At 59.0% G+C, this 24561-nt stretch carries 23 protein-coding genes; 18 read left to right on the forward strand and 5 right to left on the reverse strand.

Annotated features, from left to right (window positions below; all coding sequences use genetic code 11):
* Positions 1-223: 223 nt before the first annotated feature.
* Complete coding sequence (locus ACP15L_RS00310; RefSeq protein WP_170659474.1) at positions 224-1132, reverse strand: LysR family transcriptional regulator; 909 nt, start codon at positions 1130-1132, stop codon at positions 224-226.
* Between the two features lie 169 nt (positions 1133-1301).
* Between ACP15L_RS00310 and ACP15L_RS00315 the strand changes: the two genes are divergently transcribed.
* The 10 genes from ACP15L_RS00315 to ACP15L_RS00360 all read left to right on the forward strand — a co-directional run bounded on the left by ACP15L_RS00315 (position 1302) and on the right by ACP15L_RS00360 (position 12746).
* Complete coding sequence (locus tag ACP15L_RS00315; RefSeq protein ID WP_425082719.1) at positions 1302-4721, forward strand: indolepyruvate ferredoxin oxidoreductase family protein; 3420 nt, start codon at positions 1302-1304, stop codon at positions 4719-4721.
* An 80-nt stretch (positions 4722-4801) separates the two neighbouring features.
* Complete coding sequence (locus ACP15L_RS00320; protein ID WP_170373617.1) at positions 4802-5680, forward strand: lysophospholipid acyltransferase family protein; 879 nt, start codon at positions 4802-4804, stop codon at positions 5678-5680.
* 8 nt (positions 5681-5688) lie between these two features.
* Entirely contained in the window at positions 5689-6498 is an 810-nt protein-coding gene (locus ACP15L_RS00325; RefSeq protein WP_170373618.1) for a glutamate racemase, read from the forward strand.
* Between the two features lie 94 nt (positions 6499-6592).
* Positions 6593-7621 carry an N-acetyl-gamma-glutamyl-phosphate reductase gene (gene argC, locus ACP15L_RS00330; protein ID WP_425082720.1) on the forward strand — a complete coding sequence of 343 codons (1029 nt, stop codon included), beginning with the start codon at positions 6593-6595 and terminating at the stop codon, positions 7619-7621.
* A gap of 7 nt (positions 7622-7628) precedes the next feature.
* Positions 7629-8075 (forward strand): cytochrome c maturation protein CcmE, encoded by a 447-nt coding sequence (gene ccmE, locus ACP15L_RS00335; RefSeq protein WP_170467093.1) that lies wholly within the window; start codon positions 7629-7631, stop codon positions 8073-8075.
* 151 nt (positions 8076-8226) lie between these two features.
* On the forward strand, positions 8227-8838 hold the full coding sequence (locus tag ACP15L_RS00340) for a holin-associated N-acetylmuramidase (RefSeq protein ID WP_425082721.1): 612 nt from the start codon (positions 8227-8229) through the stop codon (positions 8836-8838).
* Positions 8829-9404 carry a holin family protein gene (locus ACP15L_RS00345; RefSeq protein ID WP_425082722.1) on the forward strand — a complete coding sequence of 192 codons (576 nt, stop codon included), beginning with the start codon at positions 8829-8831 and terminating at the stop codon, positions 9402-9404. The genes ACP15L_RS00340 and ACP15L_RS00345 overlap by 10 nt, the downstream gene beginning before the upstream one ends.
* Positions 9405-9479: 75 nt before the next feature.
* A complete protein-coding gene (locus ACP15L_RS00350; RefSeq protein WP_170641472.1) occupies positions 9480-11444 on the forward strand; it encodes a heme lyase CcmF/NrfE family subunit in 1965 nt (654 codons plus the stop codon).
* A complete protein-coding gene (locus ACP15L_RS00355; RefSeq protein WP_425082723.1) occupies positions 11441-11896 on the forward strand; it encodes a cytochrome c-type biogenesis protein in 456 nt (151 codons plus the stop codon). The genes ACP15L_RS00350 and ACP15L_RS00355 overlap by 4 nt, the downstream gene beginning before the upstream one ends.
* A gap of 73 nt (positions 11897-11969) precedes the next feature.
* A complete protein-coding gene (locus tag ACP15L_RS00360) occupies positions 11970-12746 on the forward strand; it encodes an enoyl-CoA hydratase-related protein (protein ID WP_170373625.1) in 777 nt (258 codons plus the stop codon).
* 1 nt (position 12747) lies between these two features.
* Here ACP15L_RS00360 and bmt read toward each other — a convergent pair whose 3' ends face one another.
* Positions 12748-13761: a betaine--homocysteine S-methyltransferase gene (gene bmt / locus ACP15L_RS00365; RefSeq protein ID WP_425082724.1), complete on the reverse strand. Its 1014-nt coding sequence runs from the start codon at positions 13759-13761 to the stop codon at positions 12748-12750.
* A 121-nt stretch (positions 13762-13882) separates the two neighbouring features.
* On the reverse strand, positions 13883-14200 hold the full coding sequence (locus ACP15L_RS00370; RefSeq protein ID WP_425082725.1) for a DUF1476 domain-containing protein: 318 nt from the start codon (positions 14198-14200) through the stop codon (positions 13883-13885).
* A 275-nt stretch (positions 14201-14475) separates the two neighbouring features.
* On the opposite strand from ACP15L_RS00370, the gene purC reads away from it, so the two are divergent.
* From purC to ACP15L_RS00405, 7 genes are all read left to right on the forward strand, one after another.
* Positions 14476-15231: a phosphoribosylaminoimidazolesuccinocarboxamide synthase gene (gene purC, locus ACP15L_RS00375; RefSeq protein ID WP_170467720.1), complete on the forward strand. Its 756-nt coding sequence runs from the start codon at positions 14476-14478 to the stop codon at positions 15229-15231.
* Between the two features lie 235 nt (positions 15232-15466).
* The gene (gene purS, locus ACP15L_RS00380) at positions 15467-15697 is read left to right on the forward strand and encodes a phosphoribosylformylglycinamidine synthase subunit PurS (protein WP_419739650.1); all 231 of its coding nucleotides are present in this window, start codon (positions 15467-15469) and stop codon (positions 15695-15697) included.
* A 4-nt stretch (positions 15698-15701) separates the two neighbouring features.
* On the forward strand, positions 15702-16745 hold the full coding sequence (locus ACP15L_RS00385; RefSeq protein ID WP_425082726.1) for a zinc-dependent alcohol dehydrogenase family protein: 1044 nt from the start codon (positions 15702-15704) through the stop codon (positions 16743-16745).
* A gap of 11 nt (positions 16746-16756) precedes the next feature.
* Entirely contained in the window at positions 16757-17425 is a 669-nt protein-coding gene (gene purQ / locus ACP15L_RS00390; protein WP_425082727.1) for a phosphoribosylformylglycinamidine synthase subunit PurQ, read from the forward strand.
* 69 nt (positions 17426-17494) lie between these two features.
* Positions 17495-19237, forward strand: coding sequence for an ATP-binding protein (locus tag ACP15L_RS00395; protein WP_170373630.1), 1743 nt, complete (start codon positions 17495-17497; stop codon positions 19235-19237).
* Between the two features lie 14 nt (positions 19238-19251).
* Positions 19252-20586 carry a sigma-54-dependent transcriptional regulator gene (locus ACP15L_RS00400; RefSeq protein WP_170373631.1) on the forward strand — a complete coding sequence of 445 codons (1335 nt, stop codon included), beginning with the start codon at positions 19252-19254 and terminating at the stop codon, positions 20584-20586.
* Between the two features lie 256 nt (positions 20587-20842).
* Positions 20843-21361: an outer membrane protein gene (locus tag ACP15L_RS00405; RefSeq protein WP_209254895.1), complete on the forward strand. Its 519-nt coding sequence runs from the start codon at positions 20843-20845 to the stop codon at positions 21359-21361.
* 6 nt (positions 21362-21367) lie between these two features.
* On the opposite strand, the gene ACP15L_RS00410 is transcribed toward ACP15L_RS00405, so the two are convergent.
* Together ACP15L_RS00410 and ACP15L_RS00415 are read right to left on the reverse strand one after the other, a co-directional pair.
* Positions 21368-22555 (reverse strand): pyridoxal phosphate-dependent aminotransferase, encoded by a 1188-nt coding sequence (locus ACP15L_RS00410; protein ID WP_425082728.1) that lies wholly within the window; start codon positions 22553-22555, stop codon positions 21368-21370.
* Between the two features lie 57 nt (positions 22556-22612).
* Complete coding sequence (locus ACP15L_RS00415) at positions 22613-23065, reverse strand: MmcQ/YjbR family DNA-binding protein (protein WP_425082729.1); 453 nt, start codon at positions 23063-23065, stop codon at positions 22613-22615.
* Between the two features lie 98 nt (positions 23066-23163).
* On the opposite strand from ACP15L_RS00415, the gene cysS reads away from it, so the two are divergent.
* Positions 23164-24555, forward strand: coding sequence for a cysteine--tRNA ligase (cysS, locus tag ACP15L_RS00420; RefSeq protein ID WP_425082730.1), 1392 nt, complete (start codon positions 23164-23166; stop codon positions 24553-24555).
* Positions 24556-24561: the final 6 nt, after the last annotated feature.

Raw genomic sequence — 24561 nt, forward strand, 5'->3', positions numbered from 1 at the left:
CATCGCTCTGGACGGTGAGTTTGGGGAAAACTAAAAAATGAATCTTGGAGAAGCCAAAAAAAAGGCCGAGCACTAAGCTCGGCCATAGTCCAACAGGGAGGTATGAAGATGATGAGCGTTTCAGCATCACCGCCTTCGAGTGCTCATTTAGGGGTCGGTTTGTGAACGTTCAAGAAGTTTTAATCTGATCGTTCAGCATTGCTGCTATGCTGCGAGTGCATAGCTAGAGTTTACCCATCATTTTCAGCTGCTTGCGTTGCGCGATGATCTCGTCCTGAACGAAGTCGCGGAATGCTCCGACCCGCTTGGAATGGCGCAATTCTTCCGGGTAGGCGAGGTAAACGGGAACGTCCGCGTTTTCGATTTCCGACAAGATCGGAACGAGGTGCGGGAAGTCCTGCGTCACGTAGTCGGGCAGGACGCCAATTCCCAAATTGTGCAACACACCCTGAAGCACGCCGAAATAATTGTTCACTGTCAGCAGGGACCCCGGATTGAAGGTCATCAGATGGCGCACCATCGCCGCGCTTGCGCCCACCTGCGGGGCCGACGGGGTCTGGCTGATCAGGCGGTGTTCCTTGATCTCGTCCAGCGATTTCAGCATCCCGCCATGGGATTCCAGATACTCCTGTGTGGCATATAGCTTCATCTGAACGGTCATCAGGCGTTTGCGGATCAGATCGGCCTGGCTGGGCTCTTTCATGCGGATGGCAACATCGGCCTCACGCATGGGCAGGTCCAGAACACGCTCTTCCAGCATCAGGTCGATGTTAAGATCGGGGTACTGTTCGTATAGCTTAGGCAGGCGCGGGGCGAGCCACAGGGTGCCGAAGCCGAAAGTGGTGGTCACACGCAGGACGCCGAACACTTCCTCTTCGCTGTCGCGGATGCGCGCGGCGGCGGCGTCTAGACGTTTGGACATGGCCGAGGTTGCATCAAACAGCAACTCACCCTGTTCGGTTAGAATCAGACCGCGTGCGTGGCGGTGGAACAGGGTCGCATCGAGTGATTCTTCCAGCGCGCGGATCTGACGGCTCACGGCGGATTGAGATAAATTGAGCCTGTCCCCCGCATGGGTCAGGCTGCCGGCATCGGCCACCGCGTGAAATATTCTAAGCTTGTCCCAATCCATCGCCGCAACTTTCGTTATCCTCGTGAAGCCCTATATGAAATAGGTAACAAGTTCCACAATCAAACCATGAAATCCTTGGGATTCAGGGGATAATGGCTATACAGGTCAATAATTGTGACCTAAAATGCGTGAATATAAAGCACACTGATCTGACGAGGGGAGACGTCTGATGAGTCAGCCACTCATAACGCTGAACGACCGCTTCGATCTTGAGAAATCACCCGTTCTTTTGAACGGAACACAGGCGCTTGTGCGTCTGATGTTGATGCAGAAGGCCCGCGATCAACAGGCCGGGTTGAACACCGCCGGACTGGTGACAGGCTATCGTGGCTCACCTTTGGGTGCGGTGGATCAGCAGATGATGCGCGCCCAGCGCTATCTGGCTGAAAGCGATGTGACCTTTCAATATGGGCTGAACGAGGATCTTGCCGCCACCGCGCTTTGGGGCAGCCAGCAGTCGGGCCTGCGCGGCGATGGCCGGTATGACGGCGTGTTTGGTCTTTGGTACGGCAAAGGGCCGGGGGTTGACCGGTCGGGCGATGTGATGCGTCACGCCAATATGGCGGGCACCGCGCAATATGGCGGTGTATTGATGGCGATGGGTGATGACCATACGGGTGAAAGCTCCACCGTGTTGCACCAATCGGAATGGTCTCTGGTCGATATGTATATGCCCGTGGTCAGCCCAGCAGGCGTTCAGGAGATTCTGGACTACGGCATTTACGGCTTTGCGCTCAGCCGGTTCGCGGGTGTCTGGGTTGGTCTGAAGACGATGAAGGACACGATCGAGGTGACCTCGGTCGTCGATGGCAGGCCCGACCGGATGGGCGTCGTGATCCCCGAATTCGACATGCCCGAAGGTGGGTTGAACATCCGTCTTGGCGATACGCCGCATCTGCAAGAGGCCCGCGTGATCGACTACAAGCGTTTCGCGGCCGAGACGTTCTCGCATGCCAACAAGCTGGACAAACGTGTCTGGGGCAAGCCGGGGGCCAAGATCGGGTTCGTAGCGGCAGGTAAGAACTGGCTGGATCTGACCCATGCACTTTCTTTGTTGAACATTGACGAGACCGAAGCAGAACGGCTGGGCATCACAACTTACAAGATCGGGCAGACGTTCCCGCTAGATATGGCCGGGTTCCATGATTGGGCCGAAGGTCTGGACCTGATCGTGATCGTTGAGGAAAAGCGTAAGCTGATCGAGGTGCAGGTCAAAGAGGCGATCTTTGACGACCGCCGGGGTCGCCGCGTTTATGGCTGGTACAAGGGTGGCGCGGGTACGTTGCATCGTGAGGAGTTGTTCCCCACACGCGGCGCGTTGGACCCGATCATGATTGCCGAAAAGCTTGGGGGAATACTGATCGAAGAGGGGCGCGATACGGATGGTGTCCGCGCAGGCCTCGCCAAACTGTCCGAGGCGCGACGGGCTGATAACGCACAAGAAATCGCGACGCGTTTGCCCTATTTCTGCTCGGGCTGTCCCCATAACAGCTCAACCAAAGTGCCCGAGGGCAGCCGCGCCTATGCAGGTATCGGGTGCCACTACATGGTGCAGTGGATGGACCGGGAGACGACTGGCTTTACCCAGATGGGCGGCGAGGGTGCGAACTGGATAGGCGAGGCTCCGTTCTCGACCACCAAACACGTGTTCCAGAACCTCGGCGACGGGACGTATAACCACTCGGGCGTGCAAGCGATCCGGGCGGCGCTTTCGGCGGGCACAAACATCACCTTTAAAATCCTGTTCAACGATGCGGTTGCCATGACTGGCGGGCAGGGGAACGAAGGCGATTTGACGGCTGAAAGGATCGTGGCCGAGGTCAAAGCCATGGGCGTGCAGCATGTTGCGCTGGTCTATGATGAGAAGGAAGACGTGAACCTTGGGGCTCTACCTTCGGGCGTGGAAAGCTTTGAACGTGCCGAGTTGATGAAAGTGCAGGATCGGTTCCGCGAGATCGAAGGCGTCTCGGTCATCGTCTATGTCCAGACTTGCGCGGCTGAGAAACGCCGTCGCCGCAAGCGCGGTGAGTTCCCGGACCCGGACAAACGCGTCTTCATCAATACAGATATTTGCGAAGGATGCGGTGATTGCGGGGTGCAGTCAAACTGCGTCTCAATCGTGCCCAAGGAGACCGAACTGGGCCGCAAACGCGCGATTGATCAATCCAGCTGCAACAAGGATTTCTCGTGCCTGAACGGGTTCTGTCCGTCCTTTGTTTCCTTGGAAGGGGCAAAGATCCGGAAAGAGGCGACCAAACAGCTTGATCTGCCCGATCTGCCGATGCCTGATCTGCCGCAAATCAAGGGTACGCATAATGTGGTTATCACCGGAATTGGTGGCACAGGTGTTGTGACCCTCGGGGCGATTCTGGCGCAAGCGGCACAGATTGACGGCAAAGGCGCGGGTATGATGGAGATGGCCGGCCTCGCCCAAAAAGGCGGCGCGGTGCACATTCATTGCCGTCTGGCGAACAGACCGGAAGATATTAGCGCCATTCGCGTCGCAACCGGCGAGGCGCATGCGCTGATCGGCGGCGACCTCGTGGTCTCGGCCGGGGCAAAAACTCTGGGCCTGACACGGGCCGGACAGACCGGCGCGGTGGTCAACAACCACAACACGGTGACCGGCGATTTTACCCGCGATACAGAATTCCGTATTCCGGGCGAGCAGTTGGAGCTGGCGCTGCAAGCGCGGCTGAAGAACGGGGTGAGCCTGTTCGATGCGACCGATCTGGCCAAGATCGTGATGGGCGATTCGATCTACTCCAACATGATGGTCTTCGGCGCGGCATGGCAGCGCGGTACTCTGCCTGTCAGTCATGAGGCGATCATGACCGCGATTGAGCTGAACGGAACCGCCGTGGAACGCAACAAACGGGCTTTTGACGTGGGTCGCTGGGCTGTTCTACACCCGGAGGAGGCACAGGCGATACTGGCACCTTCCGTCTCGGAATTGCCCAAGACCCTGGACCAAATGATCGACTTCCGGGCGCAGCACCTGACCGACTACCAGTCGGCCCGATTGGCGAAACGCTACCGCAAGCTGGTGGACGGTATAGCAGATGAAACGCTGCGCGAGGCTGTAGCAAAAGGCTATCACAAGCTGTTGTCCTACAAGGATGAATACGAAGTCGCGCGCCTTTTACTGACCAGCCGGGACAAGGCCGCAGCCGAGTTCGACGGCGATTTCAACATGACTTTCCATCTAGCCCCGCCGATTTTTGGTGGGGAGGGTAGCAATGGCAGGCCGCGCAAGCGCGCCTTTGGGGAATGGATGCTTGGACCTCTTAAACTGTTGGCCAAGTTGAAGAGTTTGCGCGGCACGCCTTTGGATATCTTCGGCTACTCAGCCGAGCGGCGGATGGAACGCGCGCTGATCAAACAGTACGAACAGGACATGAAAGAGGTACTGCCTCTGATAACGGAAGACACGCAGGATGCGATTGTTGCACTGGCCCGTTTGCCACTGGATATCCGCGGTTTTGGCCCTGTTTTAATGCAAAACGAAGCCAAAGCTGCCAAACGGCGCGAGGAGCTGCTGGCGACGATCCGCAGCGGAGGACCGGAGATGCGCGCTGCGGCGGAATGAGGCGTCACAAACCTGTCACCTTCGCTAGGCAAAATCTCCGCTCAACGTATAATGCAGGCAGTTAGTTCCGGAGTCCTCAGATGCCATCGCGCCGTCACGTCGTTCGAGACATTTCTTATGCCCATTCCGCCGAAACCAAGGGCGGTCGGATGGTCATCAAGCTGATGGAAAACACCACAGGCCGCATGCGCCTGATCAAGCGTGCGGACGGGTACGAACAAGACGTCGCCAAGGGGCGCGATTTCTGGGATGTCATGGTCGAACGCTACGGTTTGACGCTGGATGTTGTGGGCGGGGCGCTGTCGAATATCCCGAAGGACGGCCCTCTGATCCTGATTGCCAATCACCCTTACGGCATTCTGGACGGATTGATGATGGGGCATATCCTGTCTGAAACGCGCGGCGATTTCCGGATTCTGGCCCATCGCGTGTTCCGCAAGGCGGAAGATCTGAACCGCATCATTCTGCCAATCTCGTTTGATGAGACGAAAGAGGCGATGAAGCTGAACCTCGAAACCCGCAAAACCGCCTTGAACTATCTTGGCGACGGTGGGGCGATTGGAATCTTCCCCGGTGGCACCGTCAGCACGGCCCTCACGCCGTTCGACCACCCGATGGACCCCGGCTGGCGCGGATTCACCGCTCGGATGGTCGCCAAATCCCATGCCACAGTGGTGCCGGTTTTCTTTGACGGCCACACGTCTCGTTTGTTCCAGATCGCCAGCCATTTGCACAACACCCTGCGGATGGGATTGCTGATCAAGGAGTTCAAGAAACGCGTCGATACACCTGTGAGAGTGGTGATCGGCGAACCGATTGGCCGTGATGTTCTGGACCCACTCAGCAAGGATACGCGCAAGATGATGGATTTCCTGCGCAAAGCCACGTATGAGCTGTCTCCGACACCGCTGAAGTCATATGACTACGGCTATGAATTTGAGGAACGGCATCGCGCCTGAAGGGGCTAATGGCAGTAGGTATCTTTGATTCCGGTTTGGGCGGTCTGACCGTCCTGAACGCCGCGCAGCAACGGCTGCCTGACGTGGATTTCCTGTATTACGCGGACAGTGCGCATGCGCCTTACGGCGTGCGCGATGCCGAGGATATCTATCAGCTGACCCGCAAGGCGGTCTACGACTTGTGGGATCGCGGCTGCAATCTGGTGATTCTGGCCTGCAATACCGCCAGCGCGGCTGCCCTGCGCCGGATGCAGGAAGAAGGCGTGCCCGAAGGCAAACGGGTTCTTGGGGTCTTTGTCCCTCTGATCGAGGCGCTGACCGAGCGGCAATGGGGCGACAACTCGCCTCCGCGGGAAGTGGCGGTCAAGCATGTGGCCTTGTTTGCAACGCCCGCCACAGTCTCCAGCCGCGCCTTCCAGCGGGAACTGGCGTTTCGCGCGATTGGTGTGGATGTCGAGGCACAGGCCTGCGGCGGCGTGGTGGATGCCATTGAAGACGGTGATTTGATTCTGGCCGAAGCTCTGGTGCGCAGCCATGTGGATGCGTTGAAGCGCAAGATGCCCGAACCTCAGGCGGCGATTCTGGGCTGCACGCATTACCCCTTGATGGCCGAGACGTTTCAGGCTGCTCTGGGCGCGGATGTTCAGGTGTTCAGCCAGGGCGATCTGGTGGCTGAAAGCCTGGCCGACTATCTGCAACGCCACCCGACCATGCTCGGTGAGGGAGAAGGCGGCTATCTGACCACCGGCAAGCCCGGTTTTGTCAGTGATCGGGCGACACAGTTCCTCCGACGACAAATCTCGTTTGAGGCGGCCTGATTTAGGTCAAGGACGCCACCCCTCCGATTTTCTAAATCCAAGACCGTCACAGTGGCGGTCATGATATGTGACACATGCAAAGAAGAGGTCTGACATGACCCATAAAATCGCAATTCTGGGCGCCTCGGGCTATACTGGCGCTGAACTGGTGCGGCTGATCGCCGAGCACCCGAACATGGAGATCGTGGCTCTAGCGGCGGAACGAAAGGCGGGCCTGTCGATGGCTCAGGTTTTCCCACATCTGCGCCATATGAACCTGCCGGACCTGTGCAAGATTTCTGAGATCGACTTTTCCCAGATCGACCTGTGTTTCTGCGCGTTGCCGCACAAAACTAGTCAGGAAGTGATCCGGGACCTGCCGAAGAACCTGAAGATCATTGATTTGTCTGCTGATTTCCGGCTGCAGGACGCCGATGAGTATGAAAAATGGTACGGCAACCCGCATGGCGCATTGGAGCAGCAGGAAGAGGCGGTTTATGGCCTTACCGAGTTCTATCGTGACAACATTCGGACCGCACGGCTTGTGGCCGGTACGGGCTGCAACGCGGCAACCGGACAATATGTGCTGCGGCCGCTGATTTCGGCTGGGGTTATTGATCTGGACGACGTCATCCTCGACCTGAAATGCGCTGTGTCGGGCGCTGGCCGGTCGTTGAAAGAAAACCTGCTGCATGCCGAGCTGAGCGAAGGCGCGAATGCCTATTCCATCGGTGGCACGCACCGGCATTTGGGCGAATTCGATCAGGAGTTTTCGAAATTGGCCGGGCGCACGGTGCATATCCAATTCACACCGCACCTGATCCCGGCGAACCGGGGTATTCTGGCAACCTCCTACGTGAAGGGCGACCCGCAGAGCGTTTACGAAACGCTGGCAAAAGCCTATGCTGAAGAGCCTTTTATTGAGGTTCTGCCGATGGGCGAGGCGCCCTCGACCCACCATGTGCGGGGATCGAATTTCTGCCACATAGGTGTTGTTGCGGACCGGATGGAACGGCGCGCGATTGTGATCGCCGCTTTGGATAACCTGACAAAAGGTAGCAGCGGGCAGGCCTTGCAGAATGCCAACCTGATGTTAGGTGAGGATGAAACCCGAGGGCTGATGATGGCCCCGTTGTTCCCGTGAGGACGGTATGAAAACGCTCAAGAAACGTCGCCGAGTTCAGATCATTCTGGTGGCCGTAGCGGCCCTGGCGGTGTCGACTGCGTTGATTGGGTATGCAATGCGCGATGGCATCAACTTCTTCCGCTCGCCCAGCCAGGTGATCGCTGAACCGCCCGCGCCGACCGAGGTGTTTCGAATTGGTGGTCTGGTCGAAGAGGGCTCGATCGTGCGGGGGCAGGGCGAAACGGTGCGCTTCGTGGTCACCGATGGCGGAGAGAGTGTTCCCGTGGCCTTTACCGGGGTTCTGCCGGATCTCTTCTCGGAAAATGAGGGTATGGTTGGGACGGGTCGCTACGTGAACGGTGTGTTTGAAGCGACTGAAATCCTTGCCAAACATGATGAGACTTATATGCCGAAAGAGGTCATGGACGCCTTGAAAGAACAGGGCGTTTACAAGGATCCTGGCGAAAGCTGAACGCAGCTGCGCTGCGTGCCTCCGGCGGAGGTATTTTTGAACAGAAGAAGCAGGGGCGTTGCGCGCGGATGGCAGGCGGCGCTCTGTTTCGTTTGGGGTTGTTAAGGAGTTTGCAGGATCGTTCCCTCGACTAGTTCAGGTGGGGGTCGGGATGCAGACGGTTCGACAGATTGCCGAAGAAATCGTGCAGCGGGAAGGTGGGTTTGTGGATGACCCGGATGATCCGGGAGGAGCCACCAATTTCGGCGTGACCATTCACACGATGCGGCGTTTGGGCTTGGATTTGACGCGGGACGGGGTGGTTGATGCCGCGGATGTACGGGCGCTCAGCCGCGCGCATGCCATTGATATCTTTGTGCAGCATTATTTTGAGAAACCGGGGATCGCTGCTTTGCCTGAGGCGCTGCAGGCCAGCGTGTTCGACATGTATGTGAATGCGGGCGCGCAGGCGGTACGCATTTTGCAATCGCTGTTGGTGAAGATGGGTTTTGGCGTTGTGGTGGACGGGGTTATCGGCCCACAAACCATAGGCGCCAGTCAGGACGCGGCGCGCCCGAATTCGGTTCAGTTGCGGGACGCTTATGGGGTGGCGCGGCGGAACTATTACTTTCGGCTCGCAGATCGGCGGCCTGCATCGCGAAAGTATGCGCGTACCCGTGCGGGCGGGAAAGGCGGTTGGATCAGACGGGCGGAAGAGTTCCTGTCTGATCGCTATCACCTGAGCGATGAGGCGTTTCAGAGGAGGGTTGCGGGATGGGATTGATAACGGGCGTTTTGGGGTTCTTGTTCGGTGGCGGGCGCAACGTGGTGCGCGAAACTGCAGAGGTCTTTCGGGAAAACGCGGATGCGGGCGCCCAGCGCCGGATCGTGGCGCAAATTCAGGCCATGACCCAGTTCGGGGCTGAGTTTCAAAGGCCGCCCAAAGGCATGTTCGACCGGTTCATGGATGGGTTGAACCGGCTTCCGCGTCCGGCCTTGGCGCTGGGAACGTTGGGCTTGTTTGCTGCTGCCATGATCGATCCGATCTGGTTTTCGGCGCGAATGCAGGGGATCGCGCTCGTGCCCGAGCCTTTGTGGTGGTTGCTGGGCGTGATTGTATCGTTCTATTTCGGAGCGCGACATCAGGCGAAATCGCAGGATTTGCAACGCGATATCTCGGACGTGATGGCGCGGACTCCAACAGTTCTGGCCAATCTTGATGCGCTAGGAAATATGCGTAGTGACCGACCCGGTGTGGCAGATACGGGGCCGGATGCGCGCTTGTCGCAAGAGAGCCTGCTGGCCGATGCGAACCCGGCGCTAGAGGATTGGCGACGCGAACGAGGCTGAGTTGCGACACTATGTGCCCCGAAATCAAACGAAAGTGGTTGGCGATTGCCGTGCCTCCGGCATATATCCTGCCCTATGGTTACAGAGCTAGGTCACTTCGCGCTAATCCTCGCCTTTTTCGTCGCTATCGTGCAAAGCGTGGTGCCCCTGATCGGGGCATCGAAACGCTGGGCTGGATGGATGGCGTTTGCGGAACCGGCGGCAATCTCACAATTCCTGCTGACGGCGTTCTCCTTCGGAGCGCTGGTTTGGGCGTTCACCACGTCTGATTTCTCGCTGAGAATCGTGGTTGAGAACAGCCATTCGGCGAAGCCGATGATCTATAAGATCAGTGGTACATGGGGGAACCACGAAGGCTCGATGCTGTTGTGGGTGTTGATTGTGACCCTGTTCGGCGCAATGGCCGCGTTTTTTGGCGCTGGCCTGCCGCCGACGCTGAAAGCTCGCGTGTTGGCTGTGCAGTCGGCTGTGGCCGTGGCGTTTTTTGCCTTTATCCTGTTTACCTCGAACCCTTTTGATCGTCTGGCGATTGCTCCGTTCGATGGGCGCGACCTGAACCCGCTATTGCAAGATCCGGGCTTGGCGTTCCACCCGCCGTTTCTGTATTTGGGCTATGTCGGTCTGAGCATGGCGTTCAGCTTTGCCGTGGCCGCGTTGATCGAGGGCCGTATCGATGCGGCCTGGGGCCGGTGGGTGCGACCGTGGACTCTGGCCGCTTGGGTGTTTCTGACCATCGGGATCGCGCTGGGGTCGTGGTGGGCCTATTATGAGCTTGGCTGGGGTGGCTTTTGGTTCTGGGATCCGGTCGAGAATGCCTCGTTTATGCCGTGGCTTTTGGCGGCTGCATTGTTGCACTCCGCCATTGTGGTGGAAAAGCGCGAGGCGCTGAAGAGCTGGACAATCCTGCTGGCGATCATTGCCTTCGGATTCTCGCTGATCGGGACATTCATTGTGCGCTCGGGCCTTCTGACCTCAGTCCATGCCTTCGCAACAGATCCAGAGCGGGGCGTGTTCATTCTGTTGATCCTTGTGTTTTTTATCGGCGGCGCGCTGACGCTGTTTGCGGCGCGGGCGCAGGCGATGGAGGCGAAAGGCGTCTTTGGCATGGTCAGCCGGGAAAGCGCACTGGTCGTGAACAACGTGCTGTTGGCCGTCAGCTGTTTCGTAGTGTTCGTGGGCACCATGTGGCCGATGGTGGCCGAGATGATGTTTGACCGGAAACTCTCGGTCGGACCTCCGTTCTTTAACGCGGCCTTCACGCCATTCATGGTGCTGTTAGGGTTGGTCTTGCCGGTTGGCGCGATGTTGCCGTGGAAGCGCGGCAAACTGGGCAAAACAGCATGGTCGCTGCGCTATGCGTTTGTGCTGGCCGTCGCCCTTGGCGTGCTGGTCTGGGCCATGCAGACGGGACGCAGTGCCTTGGGGCCAATTGGTCTGTTTCTGGGCGCATGGATCACCTTCGGCGCCGTTCTTGATTTATGGAGTCGGACGGGACGCAACGGCAGTCTGAAACGCCTGTTCCGCCTGCCCGGGGCCGATTGGGGCAAGGCGGTTGCCCACACGGGTCTGGGTGTGACCATCTTCGCCATCGCCGGTCTGACTGCGTGGGAGGTTGAGGATATCCGCGTTGCCCAACCAGGACAGCCTTTTGAGGTTGGTCAATTCACCTTGACGCTTGAGGATGTCAATCGCGTGCAAGGGCCGAACTATTTCTCGACCATGGCGGATGTGAAGGTGGAGACCAACGGGCGCATGATCGGGACGTTGCATCCCGAAAAACGCGACTATCCGGTTGCGCGTATGCCCACCACCGAGGCCGCGATTGACTACCGGGTCATGCGCGATCTCTATGTGGTGATCGGAGACCAGCAGGCAGATGGAGGCTGGGTCTTGCGGACCTATATCAAACCCTTCGCCAACTGGATCTGGGCCGGATGTCTCATGATGGCGTTGGGCGGCGTCCTCAGCCTCTGCGACCGACGATTCCGGGTGGCCGCTGGTGCACGCAAAGCCCCTTCCGCCGGAGTACCCGCAGAATGAAACGTCTGATCTTGATCCTCATGCTGGTGGCTGCACCGGGTTTTGCGGTGCAACCGGATGAAGTGCTGGACGATCCGGAGCTGGAACAACGGGCCCGCGACCTCAGCACCGGGTTGCGCTGTCTGGTATGTCGAAACGAGAGTATCGATGAAAGCAACGCCGATCTGGCGCGCGACTTGCGTTTGCTGGTGCGTGAAAGGCTGGTGGCCGGGGATACGGATGAAGAGGCGATCGCCTTCATCGTTGACCGCTATGGTGAATATGTGCTGCTGAAGCCGACGGTCACGGGCTCGAACCTGATGCTGTGGTTGGCCGGGCCGATCATGTTGCTGATTGCAGCTGGTGTGGGCTTGGTCTTTCTGCGCAACCGGGCCAAGGCGCAAGCATTGGGTGAAAGCGACGGGCTGAGCGACGCCGAAAAAGAGCGCCTGCGCCAAATTCTGAAAGACTGACGCGTGGTTCCGCTTTTCCTCGGCCTGTGAATACGGCAGTGTCCGCTCACGCACAGGCGCGAGGGAGAGCTTTATGGACTACGAAACGATCCTGCTGGACATCACGGACGGGCTGGCGGTGCTGACGCTGAACCGCCCCGACAAGATGAACGCGCTGACTACGCAGATGCGAGCCGAGATCACCCACGCGATGAAACACGCGGCTCGAAATGCGCGGTGCATCGTGTTGACCGGGGCCGGACCGGCCTTTTGTTCCGGGCAGGATCTGGGTGATGCGTCCTCGACCGGAAAGATCGACCTGGAACGCTCGCTGCGCGATGAATATGAGCCGATGCTCGAGACCATCCATGACAGCCCGGTGCCTACCATTGCTGCGGTCAACGGACCGGCAGCTGGGGCAGGGGCCAACCTTGCGCTCTGTGCCGATGTGGTGATCGCGACCGAGAGCGCCTATTTCCTGCAGGCCTTTTCCCGCATCGGCTTGCTGCCGGATGCTGGTGGCACATGGTTCATGCCGCGTCAGATGGGGCTGGCCAAGGCCATGGGGGCCGCGTTGTTTGCTGACAAGATCACCGCACGACAGGCCGATGATTGGGGTCTGATCTGGGAAGCCGTCGCCGATGATGCGTTTGATGCCCATTGGCGTAGTCGGGCCGCACATTTGGCCCAAGGTCCGACGGCGGCCTATGGCGCGATCAAACAGGCGCTCCGCGGTACTTATGAGAAGACCTTGCCACAGCAATTGGCGACCGAGGCGCATTTGCAAGGTGAATGTGGACGTTCGCGCGACTTTGCCGAAGGCGTGGTGGCCTTCATGGAAAAACGCCCCCCGAAATTCGAGGGGCGCTAACTCAGGCGCGGCGGCGGCGTCGGGTGCGGCGCTCGGGCGCGGCGTCGTCGCCCGTACCATCCGAGGCGGATGAGAACGGCCCTAGCGCATCCGTTATCTGATCAAGCGTCGGGCGTGCGCCACGCTCTGTGCTGTCCAGAGCTACACGCATTTTCTCAAGATGTGCGGGCATGGTGCCACAGCAGCCTCCGATGATCCTTGCACCTGCGTCGCGGGCCATCACGGCATAGTCGGCCATCAGATCAGGCGTGCCGTCATAGTGGATATGACCATCGACATATTTCGGAATTCCGGCATTGCCTTTCGAGATCAAGGGCCGCTCGGTCCCTTGCGCGGTGAACCCAAGTACAGTGCGCAGGATGTCCGACGCTCCGGTGCCGCAATTCGCGCCAAACGCTATCGGAGGGTTGGGCAGCGTTTCGACCAGAAGGGCCAGATCCGCCGAGGTAACACCCATCATGGTGCGCCCAGCAGTGTCAAAGCTCATGGTGCCACACCATGGAATCTCGGCCAGCGCGAAGGCCTCGGCCGCGGCGCGGAATTCTTCCGGGGCGCTAATCGTTTCGACCCACAGAACATCAACGCCACCCTCTTTGAGGGCCTCAGCCTGTTCGTGGAACATCTCGACCGCTTCGGAATGCGACAGGCTTCCGACTGGCTCCATGATCTCACCGGTTGGCCCGACCGAGCCGGCAACCACGATGGTGCGTCCGGATTTGTCTGCGACCTCACGCCCGAGTTCAGCGCCAATGCGGTTCAGCTCACCCACGCGGTTTTGCGCGTCATGTAGCTTGAGCCGGGCCGAGGTGCCGCCGAAGGTGTTGGTCAGGAACAGATCGCTGCCCGCATCGACCGAGCCCTGATACAGCGCGCGGATCTTGTCCGGCGCATCCACATTCCACAGCTCGGGTGCGTCGCCCGATTGCAGTCCCATGTTGAACAGATTTGTTCCGGTCGCACCATCGGCCAGAATGGCCTCTTTGGTCTCGAGAAGTTGGGTCAACGCGTTTGTCATGGGCTTGGTCCGACGTGTTTGGCGCAAAGCGCCCGTATGAATATGAGACGCCCCGTGTCTCATGACCGGGGCGTCAAATCAAATTCATATTACTCATGAAGATCATGAGGTGGCCGGTGGCTTAGTTCGTCTCGCTCATGACCTGAGCTTTGGCTTCGGGCAGAAGCTCGGCCATTTTGGCGCGGATTTCGTCATCTGAGGATAGACCGCCCAGATCGGCAGAGACCTTGCGCACGACGTCTTCGTGACCTGCCTCTTCCATATCGGCGATCACGACGGTTTTGGCGTAGTCGTCCGCTTCAGAGCCGGTTTTCCCCAGCTTTGCCGCCGCCCAAAGGCCCAGCAGTTTGTTGCAGCGGGCCTGGGCCTTGAACTGCATTTCTTCGTCATGGGCGAACTTGGCTTCAAAGGCGTTTTCGCGTTCGTCGAACGTGGTCATTTTATTGGGACCTCATAGCGTGGACATTCCTCATCTAGATAAGAAACGAATTTCGGAATGTATAGCGAAAATGGGCCTTGCGCGACCAAATGCGCTGTGTTGCTGCACGCAGGCTTCGTTGGCAGGTCTTAAGGGTGCGCAATACCTATGAGGAACCTTTCGAAAGCGGATGCTCTGATGGAAAGCAACCAGACAACTTGCGGGTTGGGGCGGGCTGTTCTATGAGGGCCGCAGCCGCGCGATCTGCGCGTATTGCCGATATGGAAGGGGCCCCGATGGCGCGTCGCAAGAAAATCTACGAAGGCAAAGCCAAGATTCTGTATGAAGGCCCCGAGCCGGGCACAATCGTGCAGTACTTCAAGGATGACGCAACCGCGTTCAACGCGGAAAAGAAAGACGTGATCGACGGCAAAGGCGTCCTGAACAATCGCCTGTCCGAGTTCTTCATGAACGGCCTGACCCAGATCGGTGTTCCGAACCACTTCATCCGCCGCCTGAACATGCGCGAGCAACTGGTGCGGAATTGCGAGATCGTCCCTCTGGAAGTGATCGTGCGCAACTATGCAGCCGGTACGATGTCCAAACGTCTGGGCATTGCAGAGGGCACGCAGCTGCCGCGTCCGATTGTCGAGTACTGCTACAAGGACGACTCTCTGGGTGATCCGCTGGTCACCGAGGAACATATTGCGGCCTTTGGCTGGGCCAGTCAGCAGGACATGGACGATATCCTCAGCCTCGCACTGCGCGTGAACGACTTCATGAGTGGTGTCATGCTGGCCGTGGGCATTCGACTGGTTGATTTCAAAATTGAGATCGGCCGCGTATTCGACGGTGATTACCAGCGTCTGATCGTCGCTGATGAGATCAGCCCCGACAGCTGCCGCCTGTGGGATATCGAAACCGGCCAGAAGCTGGATAAGGATGTTTTCCGCCGCGATCTCGGCAACCTGACCGACGCCTATTCCGAGGTCGCGCGCCGCTTGGGTGTTCTGCCGCAAAGCAACGTGACCAAGCCGACGCTGATCAACTGATCTCGGCCTCTGCCTAAAAGATTTGCAAAGCGCCGTCCCGATCTGGGCGGCGTTTTTCGTGCGAGAGCAGGGTATGCCGTTCGACCCGCATCACCCGCGCGGACCGATTTGAGGCACGCCCTTTCGTAGCTTTTCAATCTTCGCCGCAAACAGGGTTGTCCCAAAGGCGCAACCGCGCTATCCCCCGCGCAACGAAATGGGCCTTCGATCGTGGCCCTCAGGTGGAGTTGCGAAGATGAAGGCACGGGTGCATGTGATGCTCAAGAATGGGGTGCTGGACCCTCAGGGTGAGGCGGTCCGCCACGCATTGGGTGCCATGGGCTTTGATCAGGTCAAAGCTGTGCGCCAGGGCAAGGTCATTGATCTGGAACTGGCCGAAGGCGCGACCGAGGCAGACGTGACCGAGATGTGCGAAAAGCTGTTGGCCAACACTGTCATCGAACGCTACGAGATCGAACTGGTCTGATTGGATGCGGGCAGCGCGTCTGATCACCTATCGCCAGCCGCTGGAGCTGACCACCATTCCCGACCCTGAACCGGCCGAGGATGGCGTTGTCGTCCGAGTGTTGGCCTGCGGCGTCTGCCGGTCAGATTGGCATGCGTGGTCGGGTTCAGACCCGGATGTGATCCTGCCGATGACTCCCGGTCACGAATACTGCGGTGAGGTAGTTGCGGTAGGCAGCCGCGTCCGCCGCTGGAAAACCGGTGATCGGGTGATTGCGCCTTTCATTCTGGCTTGTGGTCATTGCCAGGACTGTGCTCAAGGCAACCAAACCACTTGCGCCGACCAGGTCGTGCCGGGGTTTACCTGTGACGGTGCGTTCGCCGAGTATATTGCGGTTGCGCATGCGGATGCCAATCTGACGGAACTGCCCGAGACACTCGCGCCCGAGATCGCGGCGGCGCTTGGATGTCGGGTGACGACCGCGTGGCAGGCGCTGGTTGGACGCGCGCAGCTACAAGGCGGCGAATGGCTTTCCGTGTTCGGCGGTGGCGGAGTAGGCGTCTCAACCCTGTTATTGGGCAAGGCGCTTGGCGCACGGGTGGTTGTCGTCGATATTTCGGAAGACAAGCTGAGCTACGCCAAATCCCTGGGCGCGGATGCGGTTGTGAACGCGGCGACATGCGATGCGCCTGAAGCGGTGAAAGATATCACTGGCGGTGGTGCCCATGTGGCAATCGAGGCGTTGGGGATTGAAGCCACGACCGTGGCGTCGATGCGGTCCCTGCGCAAACTGGGCCGGATGGTTCAGATCGGCATGCCTGCGGGCGATCATGCGGCTATGACGCTGCCGATGGATGTGCTCTATTCCGGTCAGCTTTCTGTATATGGAACACGAGGGATGCCCAGTTGGCGCTATCCATCGCTTCTGTCGTTGATCATGGGTTCGGATCTTGATCTCAGCCCGCTCGTGACACGACACGTATCTCTGAACCAGGTGAGTGAAGAACTCGCCGCTTTCGACGCTCCTGCACCTCCGGGTGTGGCGGTTGTCACTGATTTTACTTGCTAGGAGGGTCCGCCATGCGCGCAGCCGTCATCGTATTCCCCGGATCAAACTGCGACCGGGACCTTGCCGTAGCCTTTGAACAGGCCGGATTCGCCGTTGACATGGTCTGGCACAAGGATGCCGCGCTGCCCGAGGGGGTCGACATCGTCGGCGTTCCCGGTGGCTTCTCTTATGGCGACTACCTGCGCTGTGGGGCCATCGCGGCGCAATCTCCGATCTGCAAGGCTGTGGTCGATCATACCGAGCGTGGCGGCTATGCTGTTGGCATCTGTAACGGGTTCCAGATCCTGACTGAAACCGGAATCCTGCCCGGTGCGCTGCTGCGCAATGCCGGTCTGAAATACATCTGCAAAACGATTGGCCTAAAGGTCGAAACGAGCGACAGCGCCTTCACGCAAGGCTACAATGCAGGCGACATGATCGGCATTCCGATTGCCCACCATGACGGAAACTATTTCGCCGATGACGCCACCTTGTCCGCGCTGAAGGATCAGGACCGGATTGCGTTCACCTATACCGAGAATCCAAATGGCTCGGTCGGGGATATCGCGGGCATCTTGTCGGAAAACCGTCGCGTTCTTGGCATGATGCCGCACCCCGAACGCGCAGCGGATGAAGGGCATGGTGGCACCGACGGGACGGCATTGTTCCGCGCATTGTCGGGCGTTCTGGCCCCGGCGTGACTTGAGGTCGCCGCTCAGCCCGCGTAACTTTCGGGAATGAGTTCAGGCCTTCACTCGATTAAGGACAAAATGACCCGTCCATTTCGCGGCGCCCCTTTGGGGTGGCGGCTACGTGTGGCTGTTATTCTCGTCCTTTTGACCGCTGTTGCGACGATCTGGGTGACGAACCGGTTGCTGACCGACCGTTTCACTGAGTCGACCCGCAACCGCGCCGAGCTGCGCCTTGCCCTGTATTCTGGCAACCTCCTTAGCGAATTGCGACGCAATGCGATTGTGCCGCAGCTTCTGTCGCGGGACCCGACGCTGATCTCGGCACTGCAATCCAGTGACTATCTGTTGTCCAGCCAGCGTCTGATCTCTTTCGTGGAAGAGATCGGGGCCGCGTCCCTGATGCTGATGGACGGGGATGGCGTAACGGTGGCGGCTACTGACCGCAATCGCCTGCTCGAAGGGCATCGCAATGCGCCCTATTTTGTGGATGCAATCCGCTCGAACGCGACGATTTTCACGGTCAGCCCGCGCGAAACCGGCGACTACAGCTTTATCTACTCCCGCAGGATCGAAGCGAATTCCGAGATCCTCGGCGTGATCGTGGTAGAGGTTGACCTGCAGAAATTCGAACGCGCCTGGGCCGGGATCTCCGATGCCGTTTTGGTGCGGGACAGCACCGGCAACATCATTCTGTCGACCGAGCCGCAATGGCGGGGGCTGGACGAAAGCTCGGCCATGCTGCGGCAGACGCCGGAAAGTGCGATCCAGCGCGCGCTGCGGGCGACGGCCGACTGGTCTGCATTGCCGCCGGATGGTTATCTGGAAGGTGAGGCCGTCATTCGGCTTGAGACACGCATACCGTTCCGCGGTTGGCAAATGGCCTCGTTCACCACCTATGACTCGATCCGCGAAAAGGTGAACAGCGTGCTGGCGCTGGAAATCATGGGCTTTGCGATTCTCCTGGCGGCGGCGTTCTATCTTCTCAGCCGTCGTGCGGCCTCGCGCGTGGTTCTTTTCCAGCGCGAGTCGGCAGAGCTTCGCGCATTGAACGCAAGGCTGCAGCGAGAAATCGCTGAGCGCGAACGGGTTGAAAAGACGTTGGATTTGGCGGAACAGACGCTTGCGCAAAGCTCCAAACTGGCCGCCTTGGGCGAGATGTCAGCGGCGGTAAGTCACGAGCTTAATCAACCTCTGGCTGCAATGAAAACCTATCTTGCCGGGGCACGTCTGCTGCTGCGCAGAAACCGACCGGAAGAGGCCCTCGCCAGCTTTGGTCGCATTGATGGTCTGATCGAGCGGATGGGCGCGATTACCCGGCAGCTAAAGTCTTACGCGCGTAAGGGGGCGGATGCGTTTTCGCCAGTAAACCTTGGCGAAGCGCTGGCCTCGTCGCTGTCGATGATGGAGCCTCAGCTGCGGCAGCGCCATGTGAAGATCACGCAGATCCTGCCCGAAGACCCTGTCATTGTTATGGGCGACCGGATGCGGATTGAGCAGGTGATGGTCAACCTCTTGCGCAACGCACTGGACGCCACCAAATCTGTAGCAGAGCCGGATGTTGAGATCATCCTGGCGGCGGGCGACATGGCGGTGCTTACCGTGCGCGACAACGGGTATGGTATCAAGGATATCGAAAGCCTGTTTGAGCCTTTCTACACCACCAAGCAGCCCGGCGACGGAGTCGGGCTGGGGCTTGCTATCTCGTCAGGGATCGTGAACGACCATGGCGGACGGCTAACCGCACGCAACGGCCAGAAGGGTGGCGCGGTCTTCGAGATGCAACTGCCACTGGGAAGCGACGGCCTCCAGGCCGCTGAATAACACGAGGGAATACTATGGCACAGGCCATGAAAATCGCCATTGTCGATGACGAACAGGACATGCGCCAGTCGATCAGCCAATGGCTGGCGCTGTCGGGATATGACACCGAAACCTTTGCCAGCGCAGAAGATGCACTCAAGGTTCTCGGGCCGGATTATCCGGGGATCGTGATCTCGGACATCAAGATGCCGGGCATGGACGGCATTCAATTGCTGAAAAAACTGATGGGGGCGGATAGCACGCTGCCCGTTATCATGATCACCGGCCACGGCGATGTGCCGATGGCGGTTGAGGCGATGCGCGTTGGCGCGTTTGATTTCCTCGAAAAACCCTTCAACCCCGACCGCATGTCAGAACTGGCCAAACGCGCCAGCAACGCACGGCGGTTGACGCTGGACAACCGGGCCCTGCGGCGTGAGCTGTCCGGTGGTACGCAGATCATGAACAAACTGATCGGTGCTAGCCCGGTGATGGAGCGTTTGCGCGAGGATATCCTCGATCTGGGGCAGGCGGACGGCCATGTTCTGATTGACGGAGAGACTGGTACCGGCAAGACGCTTGTCGCGCATGCTCTGCACGCCGTTGGCAGCCGAGCGGGCAAGAAATTCGTTCTGGTGTCCTGTGCGGCGCTGGAAGAAGAAGTGCTTTCGAAACGCCTGTTCGGCCCGATGATGCCCGAGGATGCGCAGCTTCCCGCGATTGAAGAGGCGCGAGGCGGTACGCTGGTGCTGGAAGATGTCGAGGCGTTGAGTGACACGTTGCAGGCCCGCCTGCTGAGCGTGATGAACGAGCAGGGGACACCGGCAGAAACGCGGATCGTCGCGATCTCAAACCTGCAAGAGGCGGGTAAAACCTCCGAGGACGTGCTGCGCCCGGACCTGTTCTACCGCCTGGCCGCACTGCGCATTACAATGCCGCCGCTGCGACAGCGCGGTGAGGATATCCTGACGCTGTTTACCCGCCTCAGTGAGCAGTTCGCCGAGGAATATGGCTGCGACGCCCCTCAGGTCAGTGCGCAGGAAGCGGCGCAACTGTTGCAAGCCCCTTGGCCGGGCAACGTGCGGCAGTTGATCAACATCGCTGAACGCGCGGTGCTGCAATCGCGGCGTGGTTCCGGGACGATTGCGTCCTTGCTGATGTCCGATCACGAGGAAATGCAGCCGGTCATGACCACCGAAGGCAAACCCCTGAAGGAATACGTGGAAGCGTTCGAGCGGATGCTGATCGACAACACCATGCGCCGCCACAAGGGTTCGATCGCGTCGGTGATGGATGAGCTTTGCCTGCCGCGCCGGACGTTGAACGAGAAGATGGCCAAATACGGTCTGCAGCGGTCCGACTATCTTTAAGAACCATGCAGGCGCTTATTCAACGCTCCGATCACTCAGGTGGTCGGGGCGTTTTTTATGGTGAAAAGGCTCGCGCTGGGTTTTTGAACGTATCTTAAAGAGATTTTAACCCGTTATAGGGGAAATCTGTTATACTGCATTCACTTATCGTTGATGCAGATTTGAATTTAGCAGTGGCGTTCCTAGGTTAAACACTCAAATACGCGGGTGTTTGGTCCGCAAAAAAACCGGCGATGCGCCTAATTTGGAGACGTGTATGAAGCCCCTCTCGGCCCTTATTGTCGCTGCGACGATGGCGATAACCAGCCCGGCCTCGGCCGAGGACTGGACGGGGGCCTATGCGGGGTTCAGCTTTGGCTACGCGGATGCGGACGGGTCTGGTGGCGCGGGTGGCAACGATACCGTTTTCGGACCTCATGTCGGGTATGACCGCGATTTCGGTGCCTTCGTTCTGGGCGGTGAGCTGGAGTATAACCGCCTGTCCCTCAACCTTGGTCAGGATCAGGGCAGCGTTGACAGTATAACCCGGCTGAAGTTTCGCGGCGGGTATGATTTTGGCGCGGCAATGGGGTATGTCGTGGTCGGCGCTGCGCGTGTTGAAACCTCGGAAGAGAATGACACAGCGGCGGTTTATGGAATCGGCATTGCCTATCCCATCGGCGACAACTTCGTGATCAGTGGCGAAGCGTTGCGGCAGGATTTTGACGATGTCACCCGCTCGGGCGGTGGGTTGGACACGAATATCTTCAACCTGCGCACAACGTTCCGGTTCTAAGCGCCTTCACTCGGCGGCTTGCTGACCTGCCATTTCGGATGCGAAGGCACAGATCGTCTTCAGAGCCGTTTCGAAGCGGTCATCATCGATGGTCATGGCAACCCGCACGTGTCCTGCAGCGGCTGTACCGAAGCTCTCTCCGGGCATGACGGCAATCGCGTGTTTATCGAGAAGGGCATTTGCAAACCCCTCACCGGTCAGACCGGTCGCACGGATATCCAACATCAGGTACATCGCGCCATCCGCGGGGACGAGGCCGATGGTATTCTGTTCGGCCAGCACCTCTAGCGCGCGGGCGCGGCGGCGACGGAAGGGGGCCGCAATCTTGTCTTCCAGCGTTGAACCCGCGTTCAGCGCAAAGCGCGCGGCATCCTGAATGAAGCCCGGAACGCCATAAGTGGTGTGGGTGGCGAGATTGATGAGGTGGCTGATGACCTCTTCTGGGCCAATGATCCAGCCACAACGTGATCCGGTCATTGCGTGCGATTTGGACATGGAACCGACGACCAGAGTGCGATCGGCCATACCGGGCAGGGCACGCGGAGACAGATGCGCGCCGTTCCATATCTGTGTGTCGTAAACCTCATCCGAGATCAGCCACAGGTCGCGCCTCTGGCACAGCTCGGCAATGGCTTGCAGCGTTTCGGGCGAGTAAACCACTCCGGTCGGGTTGTTCGGTGTGTTGATCAGCAATGACACCGCGCCATCGACCTTGGCCTCGATCTGTTCGGCACGCGGTTGAAAGGCATCTTCAGCCGAGGTCTGAACCGCCCGCGCCACAGCGCCGGTTCCGCGAATGGTGCCGGGATAGGTGGCGTAGTAGGGGTCAAGGAACAGCCCGACGTCGCCGGGGTTGCACACGGCCATATGAGCCGCAAACAACCCCGCCTGTCCGCCTGGAGTGATCAGGACATTGTTTCGGGTGGTTGGTACTCCGGTCCGGGTCTGAACCCGTGCGGCGACCGTGTCGCGCAGCAGATCGGTGCCCGGCACCATGGCATAACCGGTATGGCCGTCGCGGGCCGATCGGTTCATCGCATCCAGGATCGAGGCATCGGTGCCGATGTCATGTTCGCCGATTGTCAGCTGCGTCACGGCGTGGCCTTCGGCGACCATGCGACGCGCGCGATAGAACACATCCCACCCGTCGCTGCCGCCTCCGGTGATCTGCGTGATGCGATCTGACAGTTTCATGATCTTGCCTCGGTTTGTATTTGTGGCGACAGGGACAGAGCGATCCGAAATTGTCAATCAGCTTCGCGCAGGAAGGGTGGCCTGAACCTTTTTCGTGAGCGATGCCCGTACCAGATCGTAAGAGGCGGCAAGGCGGTACCGCATTTCGTCCTCATCCGCGTCAAAGGGCAGGCGAACCCAGCTGCGGTGGAAATACGGGGCTTTCACACCGACACCTGCATCAATCAGCATCTGCGCGGTTTCGATATCGGGTGTTTTAACCGAAACGCCATCATTCGCGGTCCCGATGCAAGCAAACATCTTATCGCCGACCTTCCACGCATCATGGCCGCCGCCCCAAGGATCCGACCATTCGGCGCCCGGCAGCTTACGGCAGATAGAGTTGACGAAATCCCGGCTCATGCGCGCAGAGTGCTGGAGAAGACGCGCGAACTCAAGCCTTGGCTTGGCGCGTGACGCATGATATGCCGAGCGCATGAACCGGATGATCTGCACCATTATCTGCTGCATTACCTGCTGAATTCTCAAGCGGGCCGGTTTCTTTCGTTTTCATCCCTGAGACAAGTTGCTAAGCCCGCGCCAACGCGCAAGCTTTAGGAGCCCGAGTGATGACGACAATCAAGCTGCACAATACACGGACGCGGACGAAGGAAGACTTTGTTCCGATCGATTCCGATAACGTGCGGATGTATGTCTGTGGACCCACCGTTTATGACCGGGCCCATTTGGGGAACGCGCGGCCGGTGGTTGTGTTCGACACGCTCTATCGATTGCTGCGCCATGTCTACGGTGCGGATCAGGTCACCTATGTGCGCAATTTCACCGACGTGGATGACAAGATCAACGCCACCGCTCTGGCCCGCAAACAGGCCGGGGCCGAGGGGTCGTTGGAGCAGTTGGTGCAGGAACGCTCCGATGAGACCATCGGTTGGTATCTGCATGACATGGGCGCGCTTGGGGCGTTGGAGCCAAACGCAATGCCGCGCGCGACCGAGTATATCGCGCAGATGATCGAAATGATCGACGGGCTGATTGCGAAAGGTCATGCCTATGCCGCTGAAGGTCATGTGCTGTTTGCTGTCGATAGCTGGAAATCGGGGTACGGAAAGCTTTCCGGTCGCTCGGTCGATGACATGATTGCCGGTGCGCGGGTTGAGGTTGCGCCTTACAAAAAGAACCCGATGGATTTTGTGCTGTGGAAGCCCTCGACCGATGAGCTGCCGGGGTGGGACTCGCCTTGGGGTCGGGGCCGTCCGGGGTGGCATATCGAATGCTCGGCCATGAGCTATGAGTTGCTGGGGGCGAGTTTTGACATTCACGGCGGCGGCAATGATCTGATGTTCCCACATCATGAGAATGAAATCGCCCAAAGCTGCTGCGCTCATCCGAAGGGTGAGTTTGCGCGCGTCTGGCTGCACAACGAGATGCTGCAGGTCGAAGGCAAGAAGATGTCCAAGTCTCTGGGCAACTTCTTCACTGTGCATGACTTGCTGGAACAGGGCGTGCCGGGTGAGGTGATCCGCTTTGTTTTCCTGCAGACCCACTATCGCAAGCCAATGGACTGGACTGAGAAAAAGGCGCGTGAAGCCGAGGCCACCTTGCGCAAGTGGCGGGCGCTGACAGCGGGCGTCGAGCCCGCCGCCAGCGCGGCCCCCTCGGTCATCGAGGCGCTGGCGGACGACCTGAACACGGCGGGTGCCATCGCGGAACTGCACCGTTTGGCTGCGGATGGAGATGCGGCGGCTCTGCTTGCCAGCGCACAAGTTCTCGGGCTTTTGGGCAATGATATGGGCGCTTGGGCCGAAGCGATGGATCTGAGCACTTTCGCTGCCCGGTTGGCTGAAGCACGGGCCGAAGCGATGCAAAGCAAGGACTTCTCAGAAGTGGACCGTTTGAAATCCGTTTTTGTCGCCGCAGGTCTGGAAGTGCGCATGAGCAAAGAAGGCGTTGAACTGGTTCCGGCTGCGGGATTTGATGCGTCGAAACTGGAAGATGTTTGAAGGAAA

The sequence above is a fragment of the Ruegeria profundi genome (assembly GCF_049800715.1).
GTDB classification, from domain to species: domain Bacteria; phylum Pseudomonadota; class Alphaproteobacteria; order Rhodobacterales; family Rhodobacteraceae; genus Ruegeria; species Ruegeria profundi_A.

Excerpts from the sequence above, each read along its gene's own strand:
- ACP15L_RS00355 (WP_425082723.1), top strand. The coding sequence starts at position 11,441 with ATGAAACGTCTGATCTTGATCCTCATGCTGGTGGCTGCACCGGGTTTT.
- ACP15L_RS00395 (WP_170373630.1), top strand. The coding sequence starts at position 17,495 with ATGACCCGTCCATTTCGCGGCGCCCCTTTGGGGTGGCGGCTACGTGTG.
- ACP15L_RS00310 (WP_170659474.1), bottom strand. The coding sequence starts at position 1,132 with ATGGATTGGGACAAGCTTAGAATATTTCACGCGGTGGCCGATGCCGGC.
- purQ (WP_425082727.1), top strand. The coding sequence starts at position 16,757 with ATGCGCGCAGCCGTCATCGTATTCCCCGGATCAAACTGCGACCGGGAC.
- ACP15L_RS00385 (WP_425082726.1), top strand. The coding sequence starts at position 15,702 with ATGCGGGCAGCGCGTCTGATCACCTATCGCCAGCCGCTGGAGCTGACC.
- purC (WP_170467720.1), top strand. The coding sequence starts at position 14,476 with ATGGCGCGTCGCAAGAAAATCTACGAAGGCAAAGCCAAGATTCTGTAT.
- argC (WP_425082720.1), top strand. The coding sequence starts at position 6,593 with ATGACCCATAAAATCGCAATTCTGGGCGCCTCGGGCTATACTGGCGCT.
- ACP15L_RS00340 (WP_425082721.1), top strand. The coding sequence starts at position 8,227 with ATGCAGACGGTTCGACAGATTGCCGAAGAAATCGTGCAGCGGGAAGGT.
- ACP15L_RS00410 (WP_425082728.1), bottom strand. The coding sequence starts at position 22,555 with ATGAAACTGTCAGATCGCATCACGCAGATCACCGGAGGCGGCAGCGAC.
- ACP15L_RS00360 (WP_170373625.1), top strand. The coding sequence starts at position 11,970 with ATGGACTACGAAACGATCCTGCTGGACATCACGGACGGGCTGGCGGTG.
- ACP15L_RS00370 (WP_425082725.1), bottom strand. The coding sequence starts at position 14,200 with ATGACCACGTTCGACGAACGCGAAAACGCCTTTGAAGCCAAGTTCGCC.
- ccmE (WP_170467093.1), top strand. The coding sequence starts at position 7,629 with ATGAAAACGCTCAAGAAACGTCGCCGAGTTCAGATCATTCTGGTGGCC.
- bmt (WP_425082724.1), bottom strand. The coding sequence starts at position 13,761 with ATGACAAACGCGTTGACCCAACTTCTCGAGACCAAAGAGGCCATTCTG.
- ACP15L_RS00325 (WP_170373618.1), top strand. The coding sequence starts at position 5,689 with ATGGCAGTAGGTATCTTTGATTCCGGTTTGGGCGGTCTGACCGTCCTG.
- ACP15L_RS00405 (WP_209254895.1), top strand. The coding sequence starts at position 20,843 with ATGAAGCCCCTCTCGGCCCTTATTGTCGCTGCGACGATGGCGATAACC.
- ACP15L_RS00345 (WP_425082722.1), top strand. The coding sequence starts at position 8,829 with ATGGGATTGATAACGGGCGTTTTGGGGTTCTTGTTCGGTGGCGGGCGC.
- purS (WP_419739650.1), top strand. The coding sequence starts at position 15,467 with ATGAAGGCACGGGTGCATGTGATGCTCAAGAATGGGGTGCTGGACCCT.
- ACP15L_RS00400 (WP_170373631.1), top strand. The coding sequence starts at position 19,252 with ATGGCACAGGCCATGAAAATCGCCATTGTCGATGACGAACAGGACATG.
- ACP15L_RS00415 (WP_425082729.1), bottom strand. The coding sequence starts at position 23,065 with ATGCAGCAGATAATGGTGCAGATCATCCGGTTCATGCGCTCGGCATAT.
- ACP15L_RS00320 (WP_170373617.1), top strand. The coding sequence starts at position 4,802 with ATGCCATCGCGCCGTCACGTCGTTCGAGACATTTCTTATGCCCATTCC.
- ACP15L_RS00315 (WP_425082719.1), top strand. The coding sequence starts at position 1,302 with ATGAGTCAGCCACTCATAACGCTGAACGACCGCTTCGATCTTGAGAAA.
- cysS (WP_425082730.1), top strand. The coding sequence starts at position 23,164 with ATGACGACAATCAAGCTGCACAATACACGGACGCGGACGAAGGAAGAC.
- ACP15L_RS00350 (WP_170641472.1), top strand. The coding sequence starts at position 9,480 with ATGGTTACAGAGCTAGGTCACTTCGCGCTAATCCTCGCCTTTTTCGTC.